The 22,234-nt window shown below is 62.7% G+C and carries 18 protein-coding genes and 1 riboswitch; of the genes, 10 read left to right on the top strand and 8 right to left on the bottom strand.

The window, feature by feature from the left end; translation table 11 throughout:
- Positions 1-92: 92 nt before the first annotated feature.
- Together J4D99_RS05520 and J4D99_RS05515 are read right to left on the bottom strand one after the other, a co-directional pair.
- A complete protein-coding gene (locus tag J4D99_RS05520; RefSeq protein ID WP_208130711.1) occupies positions 93-1,322 on the bottom strand; it encodes a BamA/TamA family outer membrane protein in 1,230 nt (409 codons plus the stop codon).
- A 158-nt stretch (positions 1,323-1,480) separates the two neighbouring features.
- Positions 1,481-2,749: a chloride channel protein gene (locus J4D99_RS05515; RefSeq protein WP_208130710.1), complete on the bottom strand. Its 1,269-nt coding sequence runs from the start codon at positions 2,747-2,749 to the stop codon at positions 1,481-1,483.
- A 49-nt stretch (positions 2,750-2,798) separates the two neighbouring features.
- Positions 2,799-2,872: riboswitch (Fluoride riboswitch) on the bottom strand.
- A gap of 202 nt (positions 2,873-3,074) precedes the next feature.
- Between J4D99_RS05515 and J4D99_RS05510 the strand changes: the two genes are divergently transcribed.
- The 5 genes from J4D99_RS05510 to J4D99_RS05490 all read left to right on the top strand — a co-directional run bounded on the left by J4D99_RS05510 (position 3,075) and on the right by J4D99_RS05490 (position 9,550).
- Positions 3,075-4,004 carry an SPFH domain-containing protein gene (locus J4D99_RS05510; protein WP_208130709.1) on the top strand — a complete coding sequence of 310 codons (930 nt, stop codon included), beginning with the start codon at positions 3,075-3,077 and terminating at the stop codon, positions 4,002-4,004.
- A 67-nt stretch (positions 4,005-4,071) separates the two neighbouring features.
- A complete protein-coding gene (locus tag J4D99_RS05505) occupies positions 4,072-4,887 on the top strand; it encodes an energy transducer TonB (protein ID WP_208130708.1) in 816 nt (271 codons plus the stop codon).
- Between the two features lie 151 nt (positions 4,888-5,038).
- Positions 5,039-6,673 carry an OmpA family protein gene (locus tag J4D99_RS22080; protein WP_220235654.1) on the top strand — a complete coding sequence of 545 codons (1,635 nt, stop codon included), beginning with the start codon at positions 5,039-5,041 and terminating at the stop codon, positions 6,671-6,673.
- Positions 6,674-6,859: 186 nt separating this feature from the next.
- Positions 6,860-8,323, top strand: a complete 1,464-nt coding sequence (gene gatB, locus J4D99_RS05495; RefSeq protein WP_208130707.1) for an Asp-tRNA(Asn)/Glu-tRNA(Gln) amidotransferase subunit GatB — start codon at positions 6,860-6,862, stop codon at positions 8,321-8,323.
- A gap of 102 nt (positions 8,324-8,425) precedes the next feature.
- Positions 8,426-9,550, top strand: coding sequence for a TlpA disulfide reductase family protein (locus J4D99_RS05490; protein WP_208130706.1), 1,125 nt, complete (start codon positions 8,426-8,428; stop codon positions 9,548-9,550).
- Between the two features lie 71 nt (positions 9,551-9,621).
- Here J4D99_RS05490 and J4D99_RS05485 read toward each other — a convergent pair whose 3' ends face one another.
- From J4D99_RS05485 to J4D99_RS05475, 3 genes are all read right to left on the bottom strand, one after another.
- The gene (locus J4D99_RS05485) at positions 9,622-10,368 is read right to left on the bottom strand and encodes a hypothetical protein (protein WP_208130705.1); all 747 of its coding nucleotides are present in this window, start codon (positions 10,366-10,368) and stop codon (positions 9,622-9,624) included.
- Positions 10,369-10,382: 14 nt separating this feature from the next.
- Entirely contained in the window at positions 10,383-10,862 is a 480-nt protein-coding gene (locus J4D99_RS05480; RefSeq protein ID WP_208130882.1) for an acyl-CoA thioesterase, read from the bottom strand.
- 192 nt (positions 10,863-11,054) lie between these two features.
- The gene (locus J4D99_RS05475) at positions 11,055-11,723 is read right to left on the bottom strand and encodes a protein-L-isoaspartate(D-aspartate) O-methyltransferase (protein WP_208130881.1); all 669 of its coding nucleotides are present in this window, start codon (positions 11,721-11,723) and stop codon (positions 11,055-11,057) included.
- A 196-nt stretch (positions 11,724-11,919) separates the two neighbouring features.
- On the opposite strand from J4D99_RS05475, the gene J4D99_RS05470 reads away from it, so the two are divergent.
- The 3 genes from J4D99_RS05470 (at position 11,920) to J4D99_RS05460 (ending at position 14,484) form a co-directional block, all read left to right on the top strand.
- Positions 11,920-13,338: a sugar transferase gene (locus J4D99_RS05470; protein ID WP_213019507.1), complete on the top strand. Its 1,419-nt coding sequence runs from the start codon at positions 11,920-11,922 to the stop codon at positions 13,336-13,338.
- 253 nt (positions 13,339-13,591) lie between these two features.
- Positions 13,592-14,209 carry a riboflavin synthase gene (locus J4D99_RS05465; protein WP_208130704.1) on the top strand — a complete coding sequence of 206 codons (618 nt, stop codon included), beginning with the start codon at positions 13,592-13,594 and terminating at the stop codon, positions 14,207-14,209.
- A 71-nt stretch (positions 14,210-14,280) separates the two neighbouring features.
- Positions 14,281-14,484 (top strand): hypothetical protein, encoded by a 204-nt coding sequence (locus J4D99_RS05460; protein ID WP_208130703.1) that lies wholly within the window; start codon positions 14,281-14,283, stop codon positions 14,482-14,484.
- Positions 14,485-14,514: 30 nt separating this feature from the next.
- On the opposite strand, the gene J4D99_RS05455 is transcribed toward J4D99_RS05460, so the two are convergent.
- Together J4D99_RS05455 and hemF are read right to left on the bottom strand one after the other, a co-directional pair.
- Positions 14,515-15,111, bottom strand: a complete 597-nt coding sequence (locus J4D99_RS05455; RefSeq protein ID WP_208130702.1) for a phosphatase PAP2 family protein — start codon at positions 15,109-15,111, stop codon at positions 14,515-14,517.
- A gap of 80 nt (positions 15,112-15,191) precedes the next feature.
- Positions 15,192-16,091, bottom strand: a complete 900-nt coding sequence (hemF, locus tag J4D99_RS05450) for an oxygen-dependent coproporphyrinogen oxidase (RefSeq protein ID WP_208130701.1) — start codon at positions 16,089-16,091, stop codon at positions 15,192-15,194.
- Between the two features lie 182 nt (positions 16,092-16,273).
- On the opposite strand from hemF, the gene J4D99_RS05445 reads away from it, so the two are divergent.
- On the top strand, positions 16,274-18,370 hold the full coding sequence (locus J4D99_RS05445; RefSeq protein ID WP_208130700.1) for an alpha-ketoacid dehydrogenase subunit alpha/beta: 2,097 nt from the start codon (positions 16,274-16,276) through the stop codon (positions 18,368-18,370).
- 165 nt (positions 18,371-18,535) lie between these two features.
- Here the strand turns inward: J4D99_RS05445 and J4D99_RS05440 are convergent, their stop codons facing one another.
- Positions 18,536-21,388 carry a BamA/TamA family outer membrane protein gene (locus J4D99_RS05440; protein WP_208130699.1) on the bottom strand — a complete coding sequence of 951 codons (2,853 nt, stop codon included), beginning with the start codon at positions 21,386-21,388 and terminating at the stop codon, positions 18,536-18,538.
- On the opposite strand from J4D99_RS05440, the gene J4D99_RS05435 reads away from it, so the two are divergent.
- Positions 21,379-22,134 (top strand): TrmH family RNA methyltransferase, encoded by a 756-nt coding sequence (locus J4D99_RS05435; protein WP_208130698.1) that lies wholly within the window; start codon positions 21,379-21,381, stop codon positions 22,132-22,134. The genes J4D99_RS05440 and J4D99_RS05435 overlap by 10 nt on opposite strands.
- Positions 22,135-22,234 lie beyond the last annotated feature (100 nt).

Raw genomic sequence — 22,234 nt, 5'->3', positions numbered from 1 at the left:
GTTGGCAAATACCTCCGGAATTACGGCCTGGGGGCGCCAGGGTTAAAGAAGGGCCAGGTAAGCAGGCCCGTGCAACCCCGGCAGGTAGCCCCCTAAAACACGTCGCCCAGATTAAAGAACACGCCCTGCGAGCCCTGAATACCGAAGGCATAGTCAACGGCCAGATAAGAGCTCGATTTCTTGCTCAGACACAGCCGAATGCCCGCGCCGCCGGCCGGGGCGAGCCGGCCGTAGCCGGTGTCCGGGTTGCGGGCCGACTGGCCGTTGGCGAATACCACACCGCCCAGCACCCGCGAGCGGGTGAGGTTGAAGCGGTACTCGGCTTCGCCATACACGAGGCTGGTGCCCCGAAAGCGGCCCTGGATGTAGCCCCGGCCGGTCACGCTGTAAGTATCCCAGCCGGTGGCGGGCAGGTCGAGGTAGGGCGCGGCCTGGCCCAGTGCAAAATCGCCGTAGAGCCAGAATGCCAGCACATTGCCGTGCGGGCCGGCCGGAAAATAGCGTCGGGTATCGAACTGCACGAAGCGGTAGTCGGCGTCCGAGCCCAGGGCCTGCATATTCGCCCGCAGTGCCAGAAACAGGTAGCTTTCGCCAGCCGCCGGGCGCAGCTGGTTATCGCGGGTATCGCGCAGCACCGACAGCACCAGGCCCGACGACGTGGAGCGCCCCGCCACGCCCGGCCGGTAGCCCGAAATGACGTACAGCTGCCGGCCTTCGCCGTTCACACTCTCAATGTTCCAGCGCGTATCCAGAAAATAGCCTCCCCCTACGTAGAGATTCCCCTTGGGCCCAATGCGGTGGTAATAGCTCTGGTGCACCCGTAAGAGGTTATAATCCATGCCGATAGCATCGTAGATGCTGGCATTGCTGCCCAGGCCGTAGGTCTGCTGCGGGTAGTGCAGCAGGCGGTAGTCGGCCAGCCATAGGCTGTGGTTGTGGCTCGTCCACAGTGGCCCGTTCAGAGCCAGAATAATCTGCTGGTTCTGGGTGTAAGTAAGGGTAGTAGAGAGCGCCGAGAGGTTGGCCCCAGGCCGCTGAAAGGTATAGCTCGCCGTGAGGGTAGCCAGCAGCCGGGCCTCCAGGGTGTAGGCCACGGCGGGCAGTACCACCAGCGAGTGCATCTTGGGCGGCCGCGCCGCGCGGGCCGAGTCGCGGGCGGCCGCGTGCGCGCGCCGATGGGGCAGCACATGGCGCACCAGGTCGCCGAGGTCCTGGGTCGGGTGGGGCAGCGAGTCGGGGCTAGCCGGGGCGGGGGCCTGGGCCTGGGCGGTGAGCGTAGTCAGTGCCAGCAGTGCCAGCAAGCGTAGTCGTGCAGCAATCATCAGTTCTTAATCCGCCTTCAAACCAGCAGACGCAGCTAATGATTTGATATTTTTAATCCATCAAACACGATGCTGACCAACAAGGGCTTATAATGGCCGCTTCGTGCTCATTATTTGGAGGAAGTCACCTGCCGGCGGCACGCTTGCCGGCCGGGGGCCTAGCGCCCCAGCCGCCGCCCTGCCAGCCGCCCAAACAGCGGGTGCTTGGCCTGCCCCACCACCTGCGAGCCGTAGATGCCCGTGTGGCCCGAAAACAAGTAGGCCACCACGCAGGCCAGCGCCAGGTACACGCCAGCTTGCACGCCAAATAATTCGAGCCCCATCAGCAGGCACGCCAGCGGCGTGTTGGCCGCGCCCGCAAACACGCCCACGAAGCCCATGCCCGCCAGCAGGGCCACCGGCAGCGGCAGCACCCCGGCCAGGGCCGAGCCCAGGGCCGCCCCAATAAAAAACAACGGCGTCACCTCGCCGCCCTTAAAACCAGCCCCTAGCGTGAGGGCCGTGAGCAGCAGCTTGAGGGCAAAATCCTGCGCCCCCAGCTGGTGTTGAAACGCTTCCACAATCACGGGTACCCCTAGCCCGGCGTAGCGCATGGTGCCCACCGCCCACATGGCGCCGGCCACCAGCGCGCCGCCCACCACCGGCCGCAGCGGTGGATAGGCTAGGCGGCTGAATAGCTTGCTGATAGCGTGCGTGAGCGCAGCAAAGCCGCGCGCCGCCAGCCCAAACAGCCCGCCCGCCAGCACCGCCGCACCCAGCCCGGCGGCCGTGAGCGGCAGCGCCGCCAGGGTGGGGTAGTGGGTGTGCCCTACGCCCCAGGCACGCGTCACGGCATCGGCCAGCACGGCGGCCAGAAAGCTCGGCAGAATGGCCTCGTAGCGCACCGCACCCAGCAAATACACTTCCAGCCCAAACACTGCCCCTGCCAGCGGCGTCCCAAACACCGAGGCAAAGCCCGCACTCATGCCCGCAATGAGCAGCAGCCGGCGCTCGCGGCGCGGCAGCCAGCGTGCCAGCTGGTCAGCCAGCGCGCCACCCATTTGCACAGCCGTGCCCTCGCGGCCCGCCGAGCCCCCTAGCAGGTGCGTGAGCAGCGTGCCGCCCAGCACCAACGGCACCAGCCGCAGCGGAATAGTATCGCTAGGGCGGTGTATCTCGTCGAGGATGAGGTTGTTGCCCTTCACCACACGGTTGCCGAAGTAGTGATAGGCCAGCCCCACCAGCAGGCCGCCAAGCGGCAGCAGTGCCAGCGCCCAGGGGTGCGTCGTGCGCCAGGCCGTCACCCATTCCAGACTAATGAGAAAGCCGGCTGAGGCCGTGCCGGCCAGCGCGCCCACCAGCCCGGCCAGCAGCAACCAGCGCAGGGTGAAAGCAACCGTCGGAAGAAAAGCCCGCAGGCGGGCAGTGAGAAAGGATGAAGGAGCCACGATGCGAAGTAATAAGACGATTCAGCCAGCGCAGTCCTGGTGGCCGGCCGGTAGCGTAGGAATCATCAGCGCGGCGCCAGGGGCGTCGGCGGTTCGTGGTGGAAATCCATCACCAAGGAATGGGGCAAAGGTAGCGGCGGTAACTAAAAATACCTTGGTGGCAGCTGGCCGGTAGTGGCCAGCTAGAAGGCATGTCCAGTAAAGTATGTAATGCTTGAGTAAGAAGTGCGATATACCTTTCCGAACAGTTGACCAAGCGCTTACCTTGCCGCTCGTTCGACCTCTTTCTTACCCACCTTTTTTCGGCGCCCCGCGCTTGCCTGCCATGAGCTTTTCGCTGGTTCTTCTCGGCCTTGTGCTGCTCACGCTCTTTATGAGCTACGTTATCGTGCCGCAGGGTACGGTGGCGGTAGTCACTGTTTTTGGAAAGTACCGCCGGGTAATGATGCCGGGCCTGAACTTCAAAATCCCCTTTATCGAAAACGTTTACAAGCGCATCTCCATCCAGAACCGCTCACTGGAGCTAGAGTTTCAGGCCATTACCATCGACCAGGCCAACGTCAATTTTAAGGCCATGCTCGTGTACTCGGTGCTGAATCAGGCCGACGAGACCATTAAGAACGTGGCGTTTAAGTTCGTGGATGAGCGCAGTCTCATGCAGGCGCTTATCCGCACCGTGGAGGGCAGCATCCGGGCCTTTGTGGCTACCCAGCGCCAGGCTGCGGTGCTGAGCCTGCGCGGCGAGATAGTGCTGCACGTGAAAGACCAGCTCGACGAAACCCTCGAAAGCTGGGGCTATCACCTCATCGACTTGCAGCTAAACGACATTGCTTTTGATGAAGAAATCATGCGCTCGATGGCTAAAGTAGTGGCTAGCAACAACCTTAAGGCCGCCGCTGAAAACGAGGGTCAGGCCCTGCTCATCACCAAAACCAAATCGGCCGAGGCTGAAGGCAATGCCATTAAAATCTCGGCCGAAGCCGAAAAGATTGCCGCTCAGCTGCGCGGCCAGGGCGTGGCGCTCTTCCGCGAAGAAGTAACCAAAGGCATGGCCCACGCCGTGCAAGAGCTGGCTGACAACAACTTAGACCCCTCGCTCGTATATTTTTCGATGTGGACAGAGGCTATCAAGCACTTTGCCGAGCAGGGCAAAGGCAACGTTATCTTCCTCGACGGCTCAAACGAAGGCCTGGAAAAAAGCCTGCGCAATATGACGGCGCTGCAGCACCTCGACCGGCCCGCCGCCGGGCGCTAGGCCCCCGCCGCACGTCTGGCTACCTCTAGGCTAAGTAGTAAGTTCAGTTGCTTTTAAACTGTGTGCTATGCGTTATCTCTCCGTTGTCGTTTGCGGGCTTAGCGGCTGGCTAGCCCGCCCGGCACAGGCCCAGGAAGTGGCCGTGGGGCCAGCATCCACTGCGGCCGATTCGGTTTGGTACGAGGCAGCAGATACCCGGCGTGTCTACTCCCAGACCGACTCGGCGGGTACTTGCACCGAGGTGTTGATATTGGATAATGCCAATAGCCTGCAACGTGTGTTCTATCCATCGGGCCACCTTAAGGAATATGCGCCTTACAGCGATTGGGCTACCGCCAGCCGTCACGGCCTAGTCACTACCTGGTTCGACAATGGCCAGCTACAGTCGCGCCAACTCTTTATGCAAGGCCAGCGCACTGGTGCGCTCAGCGTCTATTATGAAACGGGTGCGCTAAAGCGGCAAACTGATTTTGTGGCTGGTAATGAGCAGATTGGGACGTGTTTTGACCCTGAAGGCCGGCCGGTGGCGTATTTCCCTTATGAGCAGTTGCCCTTGTATCCGGGAGGGATGGCGCAATTGGGAAAAGAGATTACCAAAGCCCTCCGTCTGCCACAGCAGATTTCGGAGGTGACGCCGAGTGTCTTCTTTGGGCCGCGACTAGTAGATGTGCTCTTGTATATAGCGGAAGACGGTAGCATACAGACAGCACGGGTGGTGCGCTCTTCTTTGCCAGCCATTTTTGACAAGGCTGTGTTGGCGGCTATTGCTAAGCTTTCACGGCGCTTTAGTCCCGCTCGGCGCGACGGACAACTTGTGCCGAGCAACTACTATCTGCCCATCAGTTTAGTGAGGCCAACCCCGGTTGGACACACGCAGCGGTAGCTGCTGCCAGCAGGGGAAAAAAACTGCCAGTGGGTGACAAAAACCAATACGCGACAGTAGTCGTAACGGGGTTGTCTAGCTTTGTGGCCGTTTGCGCTGGGTTTTACCCGGTGCAGGCAGTCCATAATTTTTTCACCCTACTCTTTCTTTAATGAAACACCCCCTATTCAAAACCGCGCTATTGAGCGGGGTTGCCTTGCTGGCCGCTGCGCCACGCAGCCAGGCCCAAAACGCCGACCGTAAATGGGGCATAAGTGGCTACGTATCGGCACTCCAGTATCGGGGCGACCTGGGTAGCAACTTCTGGGACCTGCGCAACCAGCCCTACGGCGGTGGCCTCACCATCAGCCGCTACGTGACCAAAGGTCTCGACATCAACCTGTCGGCCAACCAGGGCGTGCTGCGCTACCCGAGCGAGGAGGGCACGTTCACCTCGCCTACCACGCCGGGCAACAACGCCACCGCCAACCGCTTTCGGGCCAACATGACGACCCTGGGCCTGGGCTTTAAATTTAAGCTGCTGCCCAATTCGGCGATTGACCCCTACATCTTGTTGCAGCCGGGGCTAGCCATTGTGTACTCGGACCGTTATACCAACGCGGCCCCGACAGTAGCCAGCCACACCAGCTTCGGCTCGTTTGATGGCCAGGCCGCGCTAGGTCTGGATTTCCGCATCACGCCGGGCTTTGGGCTGTTTGTGCAGGCTGGCCAGCACTACCTCGACCGCGATGACTACCGCCTCGATGGCGTAGGCGGCAACCCCGATAACGATAATTTCTGGGATAAGTACGACCGCTACATGCAGTTCTCGGCCGGTATCACGGCTAACCTCGGCAAAGCCAAGGACACGGACGGCGACGGCGTGCCCGACCGCAAGGACAAGTGCCCCGACACGCCCACCGGCGTGAAAGTGGATGCTAATGGCTGCCCGCTTGACACCGACGGCGATGGCGTAGCCGACTACCAGGACAAGTGCCCCGACGTGAAGGGCCTGGCCGCCCTGCAAGGCTGCCCCGACGCGGATGGCGACGGCGTGGCCGATGCCGATGACAAGTGCCCCAACACCCCGGCCGGCGTAAAAGTGGACGCTAGCGGTTGCCCGCTCGATGCTGATGGTGACGGTGTTCCGGATTACCTCGACAAGTGCCCCGGCACGCCCAACGGCGTGAAAGTGGATGCCAACGGCTGCCCGCTCGACCGCGATGGCGACGGCGTGCCCGACTACCAGGACCGCTGCCCCGACCGCGCCGGCCCGGCCTCCAACAAAGGCTGCCCCGAGATTCCGGCCGAGAAGCGTAAAATCCTTAATGAGGCTACGAAGTACATCAACTTCGACTTCAACAAAGCCACGCTGAAAGCCAGCTCGTACCCCAAACTCGAGCAGATGGTGCAGATTATGAACGACTACCCGGACTACTCGCTTAGCATTGCCGGCCACACCGACAGCAAAGGCGACGACAACTACAACCTGCGCCTGAGCTACGAGCGCGCCGCTGCCGCCCGCAAGTACATGCTCAGCAAAGGCATCCCGGCCGAGCGCATCGAGGCCCGTGGCTACGGCGAAACCAAGCCTATTGCCGACAACAAAACGGCTGCTGGTCAGGCCCTGAACCGCCGAGTGGACTTCGACCCCTACCTGACGGGCGAAACCAACGCCGCCGAAGCCAAGTACGGCCCCGCCCCGAGCATCTCGGAGCTGAAGGCCGAGGGCAAGAAGCTGCCCGGCAAAAAGACCACCGGCACTGGCGCGCGCCACAGCCGCAAGGCCCCCGCTAAGCGCAAGTAAGCGCCCCCAACCCCTCGGGGTACGTTAGGAAACAGCCCGCTCATGTTTGAGCGGGCTGTTTTTTTATGGCCTAGAGGTAGGAGTGGGGCTAGCCCCACCGGGCCAGGAAAACCCTGGCGCACCGAATCGGCTTTAACTTGCGGCCCGGTTGCGGCGCAGGCTGCCGCGCCCTCTACACCTGCACTTATGGACGACGCTCTTCTTGCCAGCTACCAGCCCGTAATCGGGCTTGAAGTACACGCGCAGCTGCTCACGCACAGCAAAATGTATTCTTCCGATGAAAATGAATACGGCTCGCTGCCCAATACCAACCTCTCGGTAATCACGCTAGGCCACCCTGGCACGCTTCCCCGCGTAAACCGCACGGCGGTAGATTTTGCTATTAAAATGGGCCTGGCTACCAATTGCCAGATAACGCGCGAAAACCTCTTTGCACGTAAAAACTACTTTTACCCTGACCTGCCCAAGGGCTACCAGATTACCCAGGATAAGACCCCGATTTGCACGGGCGGCCACGTTGATATCCGCCTGGCCGATGGCAGCACGCGCCGCATCGGCATCACGCGCATTCACATGGAAGAAGACGCGGGCAAGAGCATGCACCTGGCCGGCGAAACCGAAACCCTCGTGGACTTGAACCGCGCCGGCGTGCCGCTCATCGAGATTGTGAGCGAGCCCGACATTCGCACCGAGGAAGAAGCCTACGCCTACCTGGCCGAAATCAAGAAGCTGGTGCAGTACTTGGATATCTGCGACGGCAACATGGAGGAAGGCTCACTGCGCTGCGATGCCAACGTGAGCGTGATGAAAAAGGGGGCTAGCCAGTACGGCACCAAGGTGGAGGTCAAGAACATGAACTCCTTCCGCAACGTGCAGCGGGCCATTGAGTACGAGGTGAAGCGGCAGATTGAAATTCTGGAAAACGGCAGCGAGGTAGATTCCGAAACGCGTGGTTTCGACGCGGCCAGCGGCACTACCAGCGGCCAGCGCTCGAAGGAAACGCTGAACGACTACCGCTATTTCCCCGAGCCCGACCTGCCGCCGCTCATCGTGGATGATGCCTGGCTGCACCGTGTGCAGGCCGAGCTGCCCGCCCTGCCACAGCAGCTCTACGCCCGCTTTACCGGCGAGCTGGGCCTGAGCGACTACGACGCCTCGGTGCTCATCGACCAGAAGGAAGTAGCCCAGTATTTCGACGACCTGGCTAACCTGCTGCCCCCTAGCAGTGCCAAGGCGGCGGCCAACTGGGTGATGGGCCCGGTGAAGTCGTACCTCAACGAGCGTGCCCTCGAAATCAACGATTTTCCGCTCGACCCCGGCCAGCTAGCCGGCATCATCGAGCTCATTGAGGCCGGCAAGCTCAACTACTCGGTGGCCAGCAAGCAGTTGTTTCCGTACCTGCTTGAGCATCCACAGGCCAACGCTACCGGTGCCGCCGAGCAGCTAGGCCTGCTTACCAAGGCCGACGCCGGCGAGCTCGAAGCGCTGGTGCAGCAAGTGCTGGCCGCCAACCCGGCCAAGGTAGCCGAGTACCGCGCCGGCAAAAAATCGCTCACCGGCATGTTTATGGGCGAGCTCATGAAGCTGACGGGCGGCAAGGCCGACCCCAAGCTCGCCAACCAGCTCCTGCGCCAGGGCCTCGACGGCTAGGCCTCAAAAAGGCTACTGCGGAACCAGTTGGCCATTTTTTAGCTTTGTGCCGCAGCGAGGCTACGGCCGGCAGTGCTTACTTTTTTGTACATGATTTCCTATATGAAACCTGCTCTTGTTGCCGTAGCCCTGCTCGGCCTCACCAATGCCTGCCAGAATGCCAGCGCCGCCGAGGGCTACGAAATAACGGGCCAGCTGCGCAACGTGGCCGCCGGCACCACGCTGCACCTATCAGAGTTGACCAGCAGCCAGTTTGTGGAGCGTGGCACGGCCAAGACCGACGCGCAGGGCAAATTTGTATTTAAGGGCACCCTGCCCGCCACGGCCGCCGTGTACCAGCTCAAGCTCGACGAGCCCAACCAGGTGCTGCTCGTGCTCGACAATAAAACGCGCCTCACGCTTTCGGGCGATGCCAAAAGCCTGCCTGCCAGCTACGCCGTAAAGGGCTCGAAGGACTCGGAAGTCATTCAGCAGCTTACGCGTACCCTCAATGCCAGCCGTGGCCAGATGCAGCGCCTGGGCCAGCGCTACAACGCCGCCGGCCAGGCCGGGCGTACCGACTCGCTGCCGGTAATCGAGGCGCAGTACAACGTGCTGGCCCGTAATACGGCCAACCGGGCCAAGGCCGTGATTCGGCACAATGCCTCGTCGGTTGCGGCGGGCTTTGCCACGCTCAGCTTTGTAAATCCCGACGAGGACTTTGCATTTGCCGATTCCATTGCTGGTATTCAGCGCAAGGCCCAGCCGGCCTCGCCCTTCACCCAGGCCCTGACCGAGCGCCTGGAGCCGCTGCGCGCCACGGCCATCGGTGCCGTAGCGCCCGACATCAACCTGGCTAGCCCCGATGGCAAGCCGGTTTCACTCAAGAGCCTGCGGGGCCACTACGTGCTGGTCGATTTCTGGGCAAGCTGGTGCGGCCCCTGCCGCCAGGAAAACCCGAATGTGGTGAAAGCCTACAACCAATTCAAGGACAAGGGCCAGGGCTTCACGGTCTACAGTGTGTCGCTCGATGATGATAAGGCCCGCTGGACCCAGGCCATCGCGGCCGACGGCCTCGCCTGGCCCAACCACGTGTCGGACCTCAAAAAATGGAACAACGCCGCGGCTGCCGCTTACGGCGTGCAAGCCATTCCGGCCTCTTTCCTACTCGACCCTAGCGGTAAAATCATCGGCAAAAACCTGCGTGGCCCGGCCCTGGAAGCCAAGCTGGCCGAGGTGCTGAAGTAGAAAAAGCTAGCCAGGAAAAGAAAAGGCCGGCTCGCGGCAGCGAATCGGCCTTTTCTATTCCTGGCTAGCTTTTAATTCAAAAACATCCGCTGCAAGCCACCCCAGAGGCGTTTTTTAAGGCTCACATCGTATTCTATCATCTCGACTTCGGCGCCGGACAGGTAGGCAAGGCCGACAGCCGGAAACTGCACCGGCTCGTAAATCTGGGTGGTGCGCACGGCCACGTCGAGCAGGTTTTTGCCGAAGGCCAGGATGTGCGTGGCGGCAATCTCCTTGCGCAGATTTTGCAAGGCTACCGGGTAAGGGCCTTCCACGTTCACGAGCACCACGTCGGCCATCACCAGCTTAATGGCTTGCAGCAGCTTATTGAGAAAGACGTTGCGCGGTAGTTTCTTGAACTGCTCGGGTGGCAGGCGCACCAGAACTACTACGCCCTGCGGGTTATCGCCCAGCGTGCTGAAGGTGGTGAGCAGGTAGGGCGCTACCGGTGGCGCGGCGGCCGGGGCTGCTGGATTGGTAGGGACAGGGGCGGGCACCGGCGCAGCTGCTGCGACTGGTTGCGGCGGGCTCAGCGGAGCACTCGGCGGCACGGCTGCGAGCGAGGGTAGCTTGCCGATGGGGGCGGGCGTGGGCATTACCGGCGAGGCCACTGCGGGCGCCGGAGCCGCCGGTGCCGGCGCCCGCAGTGGCTGCGCCACGGGGGTAGGGCTAGCGGCTGCCGCGGCCGGCTCCTCGGCCTCGCGGGGCATGTAGAGCGTAACGCCGGTATAAAAGTTTTGCAGGAAGGCCAGGGTGCCGCTTTGCTCGTCCTCAGTCATATAAGCCGGAAATATTAGGCTAGCTCAAACAGTGCTTTCAGCTCGGCAGCATCGCTGGGCTTCATGCGGCCAGCCAGCACGAGGCGCAGCTGGCGGCGGCGCAAGGCGCCCTCATACAGCGCGATTTCCTCGGGTGTTTCGGGCACCGCTTCGGGCACGTCGATGGGCCGACCCGACTGGTCGACGGCCACGAAAGTGAAGAAGGCCTCGTTGGTTTTCATCTTGGTGCCGCTCGGAATGTCCTCGGCCCACACGTCGATGTGCACCTCCATGCTGGAGGCGAAGGCGCGCGTCACCTGGGCCTGTAGCGTTACCACATTGCCCAGCCGGATGGGGTCGCGAAACGACACGTTATCGACCGAAGCCGTGACCACAATGCGGTTGGAGTGCTTTTGGGCGGCGATGGCGGCGGCAATGTCCATGAGGTGCATCATGCGGCCGCCCATCAGGTTGGTGAGCGTGTTGGTATCGTTGGGCAGCACCAGCTCGGTCATGGTGACAAACGAGTCGGAAACGGGGCGTTGCTTGCGCACTTTGGAGGTATTAAAAGTTGAGTTTTTGATGGGGAGTGGGGGTGGGAAATGGTGGTTCAGCTTGGTCAACAAAGGTAAGGGGGCCGCTTGCTAGCACAGGGGAAGAAAACGAAGTGCCCGCCCGGCCCTGGTCCTGGTCTTCAAACCCCGGGCTTATTGCCAGCCGGCGGCCCCGCGCAGCGGCACAAAGCGGCAGTCGCCAATCTCTTCGCGCACAAAGCTTTCGGGGCCCTCCCGGGTAATGCGCAGTAGCTGCTGCTGGCCAGGGTCGGCGGCGCCCACCGGCACCACCAGGCGCCCCCCAATGCGCAGCTGGCGCAGCAGGGCCGGCGGCAGGGCCGGCGCCCCGGCCGTGACCAGGATGCCATCGAAGGGGGCTAGCGCAGGCAGGCCCAGCGAGCCATCGCCCAGGTGCAGGCCGGCTGTGGGCAGGCCCAGCGCCGCCAGCCGCTGCCGGCCCCGCTCAAACAGCACGGCATTAAACTCAATGCTTTGCACCGCATCTGTGAGCTGGCAAAGCACGGCAAATTGGTAGCCCGAGCCGGTGCCGATTTCGAGCACCCGGTGGCCGGGGTGCACGCCCAGCAGCTCGGTTTGCAGGGCCACCATGCTGGGCTGCGAAATAGTTTGGCCCTCGCCAATGGGAAAGGCCTTGTCCTGGTAGGCGTGGGCTTCGAAGGCCGGCTCAAAAAACAGGTGGCGTGGCACGGCGCCTACGGCCGCCAGCACCCGCTCGTCGCGAATGCCGCGCCGCTCGCGCAGCAGATTGACGAGAGCCCGGCGCTGGCCCCGGTGGCGGTACGAGTCGGCTAGAGGTTGAATAAGGTGCGGCAGAATGAAAGTGTGGTAAACAAGCCGCCCGTATTTGCCGACAGGGGCAGTAGGGCGGTTAGGGTATCAAAACCGTCGATTAAGGGGGCTAGCGGGCGGCAGCGCCGCGCCGTGGCAGTGGTTAAAGTTGGCAATACCCCTATTTTTGCGGTGTTTCCTTGCAAAATTACACGTTACCGCGCTCCCCTTGTCACTCCGCCGAATCCAGTACCTCAAGCTTGTGGCGGCCGATTTTATAGCGGCGCTGCTAGCCTGGGCAAGCTTCTTTCTGCTGCGCAAGTACTTGCTGAAGGAGAGCCTTACTTACCATTTCACCCAAAAAGACCTGTTTTATTTAGCGGGCGCGGCGGTGCTGGTGGCCTTATTCTGGACCACCCTCTATGCCCTGATGGGTGAATACCGCGACATCTTCCGCAAGTCGCGCCTCAGCGAGCTCATTGGTCTGGCCAGGGTGTCGTTGCTGGGAACGGTCGTGATTTTCTTCGTCTTGCTGCTCGATGACCAAGGAGTAAGCAATTATCGAGCTTATTATAAGACCTTTACGGCCTATTACCTGTTGCACTTCGGAGGCACGGCGGTGCTGCGCATCTGGGCCGTGAGCAGCGTGCAGCGCCTGGTGCGGCGGGGTATTATATCCTTCCCGACGCTATTGGTGGGGTCTAACCAATTGGCCCTTAATACTTACCGAGATTTGCAGCGCACCAGCTGGCACCTGGGGCTACGGCTGGTAGGCTTCGCCCCCGTGGGCGAGGCCATCGATGCCGAGCTGGCTAGGGTGCTGCCGGCGGTAGGCTCGTATCAGCAGCTGCCGAGCCTGCTGCCCGACCTTGGTATTGAGCAGGTTATCATTGCCATCGAGCCGAGTGAGCACCGCCGCATTCAGGAAATACTTACTTTACTGGAAGATTCGGTAGTGCGCATCAGTGTATTGCCCGACCTCTACCAGATGCTGCTGGGGTCGGTGAAGGTGAACCATATTTTTGGTACGCCGCTTATCGAAATCAAGCAGGACTTGCTGCCCGTATGGCAGCGGGGGCTCAAGCGAATTTTTGATGTAGCGGCGGCAGCCGTGTTTTTGCTGGTGGCCTGGCCGGTGTACGCCTTCACGGCCCTGATGGTGCGCTCGTCGTCGCCGGGGCCCATTTTCTACCGTCAGCAGCGCATTGGCAAGAATGGCGTGCCGTTCGACATCATCAAGTTTCGCTCGATGTACGTCGATGCCGAGAAGATGGGCCCGGCCCTGAGCTCCGACCATGACCCGCGCGTTACGCCCTGGGGCCGGTTTATGCGCAAGGTGCGGCTCGACGAGTTTCCGCAGTTCTGGAATGTGATTAAGGGCGATATGAGCCTGGTGGGCCCCCGCCCCGAGCGCCAGTTTTTTATTGACCAGATTGTGAAAATCGCGCCGCATTACCGCCACCTGCACCGCGTGCGGCCCGGCCTCACCTCGCTAGGGCAGGTGAAGTATGGCTACGCCGAAACGGTGACCCAGATGGTTGAGCGTCTGAAATTCGACATCCTCTACATCGAAAACATGAGCCTGGCGATGGACTTTCGGGTGATACTCTACACCTTGAAAATCATTCTGGAAGGCCGGGGCAAATAGCCCGCGGATTTAAACAGATTAAACGGATTTCGCAGATACGCCTGCTAACGCAGCCTGACTAGTGGAGCCGGGCGGGCTGTTTTGTCGTTCTTAGCCGCTCATTTTGCCAATGCCTAGCGCAGCCGTCGAAGGCTAACTTTAGGCCCGCGCTACTGGTTGGTTTCACACAACAACTAGTCAAGCAGCCGGCTGGCTAGCCCGCCGCAGGCGGGCGTATCTGCGAAATCCGTTTAATCCGTTTGAATCTACGGTCATGTTTACAGGAATAATTGAGGCCGTTGGCACGGTGGTAACCGTGGCCAGCGAAGGCACCAACCGCCATTTTACCATTCAGTCGCCGTTTGCCAGCGAGCTGAAAATTGACCAGAGCGTGGCCCACGACGGCGTGTGCCTCACGGTGGTGGCCGTAGACGTGGCCGCTGGCACGCACGTAGTTACGGCCATTGATGAGACGCTGAAAAAAACCAATCTGGGCCAGTGGCAGCCCGGCCGCCATCTTAATCTGGAGCGCTGCCTGGCCGCCGGCGGGCGCTTCGATGGTCACATAGTGCAGGGCCACGTCGATGCCACCGCCGAATGCCTTCGCGTGGAAGACCAGAATGGCTCCTGGCTGTTTCGCTTCCGGCACGCGGCCGGCCCGCAGCGGCTCACCGTAGAGAAGGGTTCCATCACCGTTAATGGCGTGAGCCTGACCTGTTTTAATAGCACACCCGACGAGTTTTCGGTGGCCATTATTCCGTATACCTACGAGCACACGGGCTTTCACCAGTTGCAAGCCGGCGAGCGCGTGAACCTGGAGTTTGACATTGTGGGCAAATACGTGGCAAAGCTGCTGGCTAGCCAGGGCCTCATCGCCAGCGCCGAGGCATAGGCCTAACCCATTGGCTGCTTGTGCGTAAGAAGGAGGGCGCGGCCCGTCATGTCCCGGCTGCCCCAGTTCATATGTCCAGCAAACGCGAACTAATCGAGCCCAACCCCGGCGATAAGCGCTACGTGCGCCGCGGCAAAGACGGGCAATTTGAGTCGGAAGTAGACCTGAACCGCTCGCTCTCGCAAGACGATAAGCACAACTCCAAAAAGACTAGCCCGCCCGGCCAGGGTGACCACGGCGACGGCCACACCGGCAGCCGCAAACCCGCCAAGTAAAAAAGGCCCGCTGCTTGCAGCGGGCCTTTTTTAGCGGGTAGTCGCTGCGGCCGGCGGCCACCAGTACGGGTCAACCTTGGCAAAAATCCAGGCGGCTAGCCAGCCTAGCAGCATGCCCACCAGCCAGCCGCTCACCACGTCGCTGGGGTAGTGGGCGGCCAGGTACACGCGGCTGTAGGAGAGCAGCGCGGCCCAGCAGAATACCCAGATTTTGAGCCCCCGAAAGCGGCCCGCCGGCAGCGCGAGCAGTAGAAAAACGGCCATTGCCACCGAGTTGGCGGCGTGCGACGACATGAAGCCAAACTGCCCGCCGCAGCCATCGGGCAGGTGCAGGAGCGGCGCCAGGTCGGGCGCGTGGCAGGGCCGGGGCCGGCCTACCAAGGGCTTAAAAAGCTTGCTCGTGATGCTGTCGGCTAGGGCCACCGCCGCGATAAGCAGCGGCAGCACTGCTTTAGCCCGGTGCTGATAATGGTATAGCAGCCAGATTATTAAAACTGCATAGAATGGTATCCACACATAGCGGTCCGAGGCCAGGGTCATCACCCGGTCGAGCCAGGGCGTGTGGGCGCCGTTGAGGGCTAGCAGTAGCCGATGGTCGGCCTCTTTGAGGAAGGGTAGAAGCTGCAATTGGGGAATTTAGAAGTAGTACGTTGGTGGCGACCAATTCCTGTTAATGTTCTTTCTTAAAAACTATTCTTTCCCAATTCTTAGTGCACCCACTCAACACCTTTGCGGAGCCAGCCTAGCGTAATAGCCTCGGGCGAGCCTTCTTCGGGCGGGGCGGGGTTGTAGCTCCAGCCGCAGCGGGGCGGCAGGCTCATGAGGATGCTTTCGGTGCGGCCGCCGGTTTCGAGGCCAAAGCGGGTGCCGCGGTCGAAGGCCAGGTTGAACTCGGCGTAGCGGTTGCGGCGCAGGGTTTGCCAGGCTTCCTCACGAGGGCCGAACGCTAGCGCGTGGTTTTCGCGCATGATTTCGGTGTAGGCCGGCGCGAAGGTTTCGGCCACGTCTTGCACAAAGGCAAACAACTCTTCGACTGACCCATCCTGGCCCACGGTGAGGCGGTCGAAGAAAATGCCGCCCACGCCGCGCGTCTCGTGGCGATGCGGCAGGTAGAAATAGTCGTCGGCCCACTGGTGAAAGTGCGGGTAATAGGCGGGGTTGTGCTTATCGCAAGCAGCCCTGAGGTGCTGGTGAAAGCGCCGGGCCTGGGCTTCGTCCACGTAGATGGGCGTCAGGTCGATGCCGCCCCCAAACCATGCCTCACCGTTGCCGGCCTCGAAATAGCGCACGTTCATATGGATGATGGGCACGCGGGGTGAGCGCGGATGCAGCACTACGCTCACGCCGGTCGCAAAAAAATGCGGGTCGGGTAGGTGCAGCTGGCGGGCGGCGGCCGCGCTCATCTCGCCCTCCACGGCCGAAAAGCCCACGCCACCTTTTTCCAGGATGGCGCCGCCTTCGAGCACCCGCGAGTGGCCTCCGCCGCCGCCGGGCCGCTGCCAGTCGTCTTGCCCAAAGCGGGCCGCGCCGCCGTCGGCAGCTTCGAGGCTAGCGCAGAGGCGGGTTTGAAAATCCTGGAGCCAGGCGGCGATATCGGTGCGGGACATATTGACAGTGAGTAGTGAATGGAGAGCAGTGAATAGAGCGCAGGGGCAAAAAAGGTCTTACCAAGCGGTAGTAAGCAATAGTCATTGCGCACTGTTCCCTACTCCCTGCGCTCTATCAACTAACCGCAAAGGTCGGGCCGGGGCGTAATTTTACCATTCCCACTGGCTCTCCCTACCCCTGTATGCTATTTGATGCCCTAGCCGCGCCCGCCGCAGCCACCCCGGCCGTGCCCGAAATCGACCTGCTGCGCCGCGCTTACCTGCTGATGCACACCGCCGCCGAGATGGCCGCCCTTTACGAAGCCCAGAAAACCGTGGCCGCTCGCTACGTGCACGCCACCGCCCGCGGCCACGAGGCCGTGCAGCTGGCCGCCGCCTTTTTGCTCACCGGCGCCGACTACGCCGCCCCGTATTACCGCGACGATGCCCTGCTGCTAGGCCTGGGTTTGCGGCCGTATGAGCTGATGCTCCAGCTTTTAGCTAAAAAAGATGACCCCTTCAGCGGGGGGCGCACCTACTATAGCCACCCCAGCCTGCGCCGGGCGGGCGTGCCGGTTATTCCGCACCAAAGCTCGGCTACGGGTATGCAGGCTATTCCGGCCACGGGTATGGCGCAGGCTATCAGCTACTTAGAAAGCCAGGAGCTGGCCGATAAGACCAGCCAGCCGCTGGTGCTATGCTCTATCGGCGACGGGGCCATGACCGAGGGCGAGGTGAGCGAGGCGCTGCAAATGGCCATTCTGCACCGCCTGCCCATTGTGTACCTGGTGCAGGACAATGACTGGGGCATCTCGGCCACCGGCCGCGAGATGCGCGCCATGGATGCCTACGAGTTTGCTGCCGGCTTTCCGGGCTTGCACCGCGTGCGGGTCGATGGGGCCGATGTGGTTTCTTCGTATAACGGCCTGAGCGAAGCCTTTGACCACGTGCGCCAGCGGCGCGGCCCGGCCCTGGTGCACGCCAAATGCCCGCTGCTAGGCCACCACACCAGCGGCGTGCGCCGCGAGTGGTACCGTGGCGATGACCTCACCGAGCACCAGCAGCAAGACCCGCTGCCGCGTCTGCACCGCCGCCTGCTGCACGCCGGGGCTAGCGAAGACGAGCTGGCGGCCCTGGCCGCCCAGGCCCGCGCCACCGTGCTGGCCGACTGGGCCGAGGCCCTGGCCGCGCCCGACCCCGACCCCGCCACCTTCGCCGACCACGAGTTTGCCCCGCCCGCCGTGCTGGCCGAGGCCGGCGAGCGCGCCCCCGCCGGCGCCGATAAAGTGCTGATGGTGGACGCCGCCCTGCACGCCGTGGACGATATCTTGCGCGAGTTTCCGGAGGCGCTGTTTTATGGCCAGGACGTGGGCGGCGAGCTAGGGGGCGTGTTTCGCGAAGCCGCGCTGCTAGCCAAGAAATACGGCGACAAGCGCGTGTTCAACACGCCCATCCAGGAGGCCTATATTGTGGGCAGCACGGCCGGCATGGCAGCCGTAGGTGCCCGGCCCATTGTCGAGATTCAGTTTGCCGACTACATCTGGCCGGCGCTCAACCAGCTGGTGGAGGAACTCAGCAAAAGCTGCTACCTGAGCATGGGCAAGTTTCCGGTGCCGGCGCTCATTCGGGTGCCGGTGGGGGCCTATGGTGGGGGCGGCCCCTACCACTCGGGCTCGGTCGAGAGCACCTTGCTTACCATCCGCGGCATCAAGGTGGTATACCCTAGCAACGCGGCCGATATGAAAGGCTTGCTGCGTGCAGCGTTTCTTGACTCCAATCCGGTCATTATGCTTGAGCACAAAGGCTTATATTGGAGCAAAGTGCCTGGTACGGAAGATGCCAAAACCACCGAGCCGGCCGCGGGCTACGTCATTCCGCTAGGGGTGGCCGCCGTGGCCCAGGCGGCCGACGCCGACAAGCTGGCCGCCGGCGATACCTGCGTGGTCATCACCTACGGCATGGGCGTGCACTGGGCCAAAGCTGCCAGCCGCGACTACCCCGGCCGCGTGGAAGTGCTCGACCTGCGCACCCTCAATCCCCTCGACTGGGAGGCCGTGCAGGCCGCCGTGCGCCGCCACGGCAAGGCCCTCGTGCTTACCGAGGAACCGCTGCTCAATTCCTTTGCCGAGAGCCTGGCCGGCCGCATTCAGCGGCACTGCTTCCGCCAGCTCGATGCGCCGGTGTTCACGCTGGGCGCGGCCAACCTGCCCGCCATCCCCCTCAACGTGGAGCTCGAAAAGCAGATGCTGCCGAGCGCCGCTAAGGTGGCCGCGGCGCTGGGCGAGCTGCTCGGATATTAGCGCAACTAGTGGCGCCTGGCATTCTTTGGCGGCCCAGTGCTAGGGGTAGCACTGGGCCGCTTGCCGTTTGGGGCCGGTGCTGCTATCCAAATTTTTAAGCTTGCATGGGTTTGTTCGGAAGCTGCACGTTGGCTTGCTTGTTGCCAAGAAGCCCCAGGCCGCGCGCTAGAACGGATACCCTAGCCCTACGTTCACCACCGTCTGGTTTTCGACGTGGTGCAGGGCATTTTGCAGGCGCCAGGGCGCGGCCGTTTCGGTGGGGTCATACACCTTGGTGGCGATGTCGAAGCGCAGGATGAGGAAGGTAAAGTCCATGCGAATGCCAAAGCCCGAGCCCACGGCAAACTGCTTATAGAAGCTGTTGAGCCGGAAGTCGGCCCCCGGCCGGCTGGCATCGTTTTGCAGGGCCCACACGTTGCCAAAATCAGTAAACAGCGCGCCTTTGATAAACGAGTACACCGGGAAGCGGTATTCCAATGAGCCTTCCAGCAGCACCTCGCCGGGCTGCTCGGTGTAGTAGTCGCGGTTGCCGTTGGGCAGGCGCGTGGCGTAGGAGCCGGTGCCCAGGCGGCGCGGGCTCCAGGCGCGCACGCTGTTTGAGCCGCCCGCAAACAGGTACTTATCGTAGGGGAGAATGTAGCGCAGCTGCGCCGACTGGCCGGGCAGCGGGCTAGGGTCGACGCTTTCGGTAAGCGCGTGCGCCACCCCGCCGTTGAGGCGCCAGGCCAGGTAGGTGAGGGGCGAAAGCTTGTAGTAGCGGCGGTAGTCGACGGTGAGCTTGGCGAAGTTATAAACCGAAAGGCCGGTGTCTTCAAACCACTTTTCGTTGCGGTAGATGCCCCGCGTGAGGCCACCTAGCTCAGCAAAAATGCGTAAGAAATGGGCGTTGCGCGTCTGGTTGAGGTCGTTGGAATTGTAGAGCGACGTAAAGCTGAAGCTCGGCTCGTAGATAGGCTGAAACGAGCGGTAGAGGGGGCTGCCCTGGTTGCGGCGCAAGTCGAGCAGGCGCCGCTGGTAAAAGTTGCTGATGTTGCGGGTGCGCACCAGGCCCAGGTCAATGGGCGTGAAGATATACTGCTGATAGGCCGAGGTTTGCCAGAGGTAATCGAAGGTGAACTCGGTGTTGCTGCGGGTGTAGTAGTTGCTCGATGTGTAAGTGGTGGAGAGGGCTAGCCGGGTGCGGGGCTGGTCGTTGCGCAAGAAATTGCCGAGGTGAAACGGCGTCAGAAACTGCGGCACGATGAGGGCGGCCGTGGCTCCGTACTGCACGGTGTAGGTAGCGGCGCTGGTGTTGCCGCTGTCGCCGAGCTGGGTCAATTGGCCTTCCAGGCCCGCGCGGCCGCTCAGCTCCAGTACCTCGGCCCCGCCAAAGGGGTTGCGCCACTTCAGGCGCAGGTTGCCGAAGGGCCCCGCTAGCCCTGCCACGTAGGTACCCCCAAATTCGGTGGTTTCGGAAAAGCGCGGGCTGGGCGAAGTTGTAACGACGGCATCGAGGTAGCGGATGCTGCGCCGGGGGCTAGCTGCGCCCGGCAGCAGCGCCTGGCTGCTATCGGTGGGCAATGCATCGGCCGCGTTATCGGCCACCTTGCGGTAGCCCACGGTATTAAACCGGAACATATCGAGGCTGGACAGCTGGCGCTGGGTGCGCTGGGTGCGCAGCTGGCTGTAGAGCTGGCCCGGCCGCACATCTACCTGCCTGGCCAGCACGCCGGGGTTAATGGTGAGCGGGCCACGGCTCGAAAAAAGCACGGAGTCGACCCGCACCGTATCGCGCGGAATGGCCTGGCGGCCCGCCCGCCGCAGCCGCCGCGCGCTCAGGGAGTCGGACACGGCCGCGGGCGTTACGCCGGCCGGCATGTTGGCCGTTGAGATGCGCCCCGAGCCCGGCGCCCGGCCCGTAAGGCTGGTAGAGTCGGCCGCGGCCAGCCGCTGCGCCCGGCGGCTGGCCCGCTGCGCGGTATCGCCCGAGGCCAGGCGCAGGGCGCGGGCCTGGGTTACATCGGTGAGCACCGTGACGCGGCGCAGGCGGTAGGCGCGGTGCCCACCGGGCGGGCTGGCAATGAGCAGGCGCAGCCGCACCTGGTTTTTTTCGAAGCTGGTATCGGCTTCCAGCGTAATGTACTGGGCCCGGAAGTCGTAGTAGCCCGCATTCTTGAGCAGCGTTTCGAGGCGCTGGCGCTCCTGGCCGATGAGGTCTTCGTTGTAGGCCTCGCCCACATGCAGCAGCGTGGCGCCCTGCGCCCCGCTCACCACGCGCGCCACGCCTGTGTCGGGGATGCTGCGCGTGAGCTGGCTCAGGGTAAATTCCTGGCCTTCACGCACCTGGTAAGTCACCGTTACGAGCCGGTGCAGGCGCCCGCCCATCGAGTCGCGCAGGGGAGCGTAGGGCAGCGGCTTGCGCAGCCCTAGCCCCCGCAGCGTGCGCGAGATGATGGTGGGCTTTGAGCGGGCCGAGTCGGTAAACGTGGCCGTGGCCCGGAAATAGCCCTGCGAGCGCAGGTACGTGGTGAGCTGCTCTACGGTGCGCTGGCTCAGGGTGTAGTCGTAGATAACCGGGGGCTCGCCCAGGCGCATAATCGCGTTACCCTTTTCGAGGGCCGTGCGCTTGCGGGCCAGGCGGCGGTCGCGGCGGGCCAGCAGCTTGCCGCTGCGCGCCGAGTCGCCCTGGGCCGCCGCCAGGCGGTCGGCATATTTCTGCTTAATAGCCTTGATTCTGCGCTCGATGCGGGTCGAGTCGTAAAACGAGTGCCCAAGCTGATACACCGCCAGCTTGGGGATGGGAATGGTCCGGTTGGGCTTTTGCTGCACCAGCGTTAGCAGGCGCTCCTGCTGGGCCGTAGTCAGGCCCTCACTTTCTACCACCACTTTGGTGAGCAGGCGCTGCTTGGGCTGCAGCAGCCGCAGCGGCGAGCAGCCCACGGCCACCAGCAGCACCGCTAGGCCCAGCAGCAGCCCGGCAGCCGCCGCGCGGGGGCCGAAGCGCGGCCGGTCGTTACTTTGTTTCTGTAATGGTTTCAAAAGCCCTCGCTAAATACATCCGGTCGCTGCACCAGCGCAAATATCGGCAACGCCACGCCGCCTTCCTGGTCGAAGGTGCCAAAAGCGTGCTAGAACTGCTTGGCTCGGGCCTCGAAGTCGAGCACTTGCTCGCTACGCCAGCCTTCGCCCCGCAGCTGGCTAGCCCCCGCCACCCGCCCGTGCAGCTCGCCACCGAAGACGAGCTCACCCAGCTCGGCACGCTCCAAACCAACGCCGCCGCGCTGGCCGTAGTGCGCCGCCCGCCCGAAGTGCCGCTGTTGCCCACGCTGCCCGCTGGCCGCCTCGTGCTAGCCCTCGACAACGTGGCCGACCCCGGCAACCTCGGCACGCTCTGGCGCCTGGCCGACTGGTACGGCCTGCCCGGCGTCGTGTTGTCTGAAAATTGCGCCGACCCCTACAACCCCAAGGCCGTGGCCGCCAGCATGGGCGCCTTCGGCCGGGTGCCCGTGTGGGCCGATGTTGACCTGGCCGCCTGGCTTTCAAGTTTGCCTGCAGGCATAGGAGTGTATGGGGCTGATTTAGAAGGTGATAATGTGCACAAGCTGCATTTGCAGCCGGCCGGCGTGCTGGTGATGGGCAGCGAAAGCCACGGCCTCAGCCCCGACGTGGCGGCTCGCCTCACGCGGCGCCTGCACATCCCGCACGGCCCCGGCGGCCGCGCCGAAAGCCTTAACGTCGCCGTGTCGGCAGCCATTCTGCTGGATAATTTTTTTCGCAACAGTTAAGTAACCAGTAGCGCGCAGCTTCCGCTTCGCGCGCAAGCGGTAGCGAGTAGGCGGGGCCGGACGACCCTAGCGCCAGATGCTCGCTACCTCTAGGTCCGAA

It is taken from the genome of Hymenobacter sp. BT559 (assembly GCF_017571525.1).
GTDB lineage: Bacteria > Bacteroidota > Bacteroidia > Cytophagales > Hymenobacteraceae > Hymenobacter > Hymenobacter ginsengisoli.
Note: the sequence above shows the minus strand (reverse complement) of the source record. Positions and strands in the feature narration are given on the sequence as shown.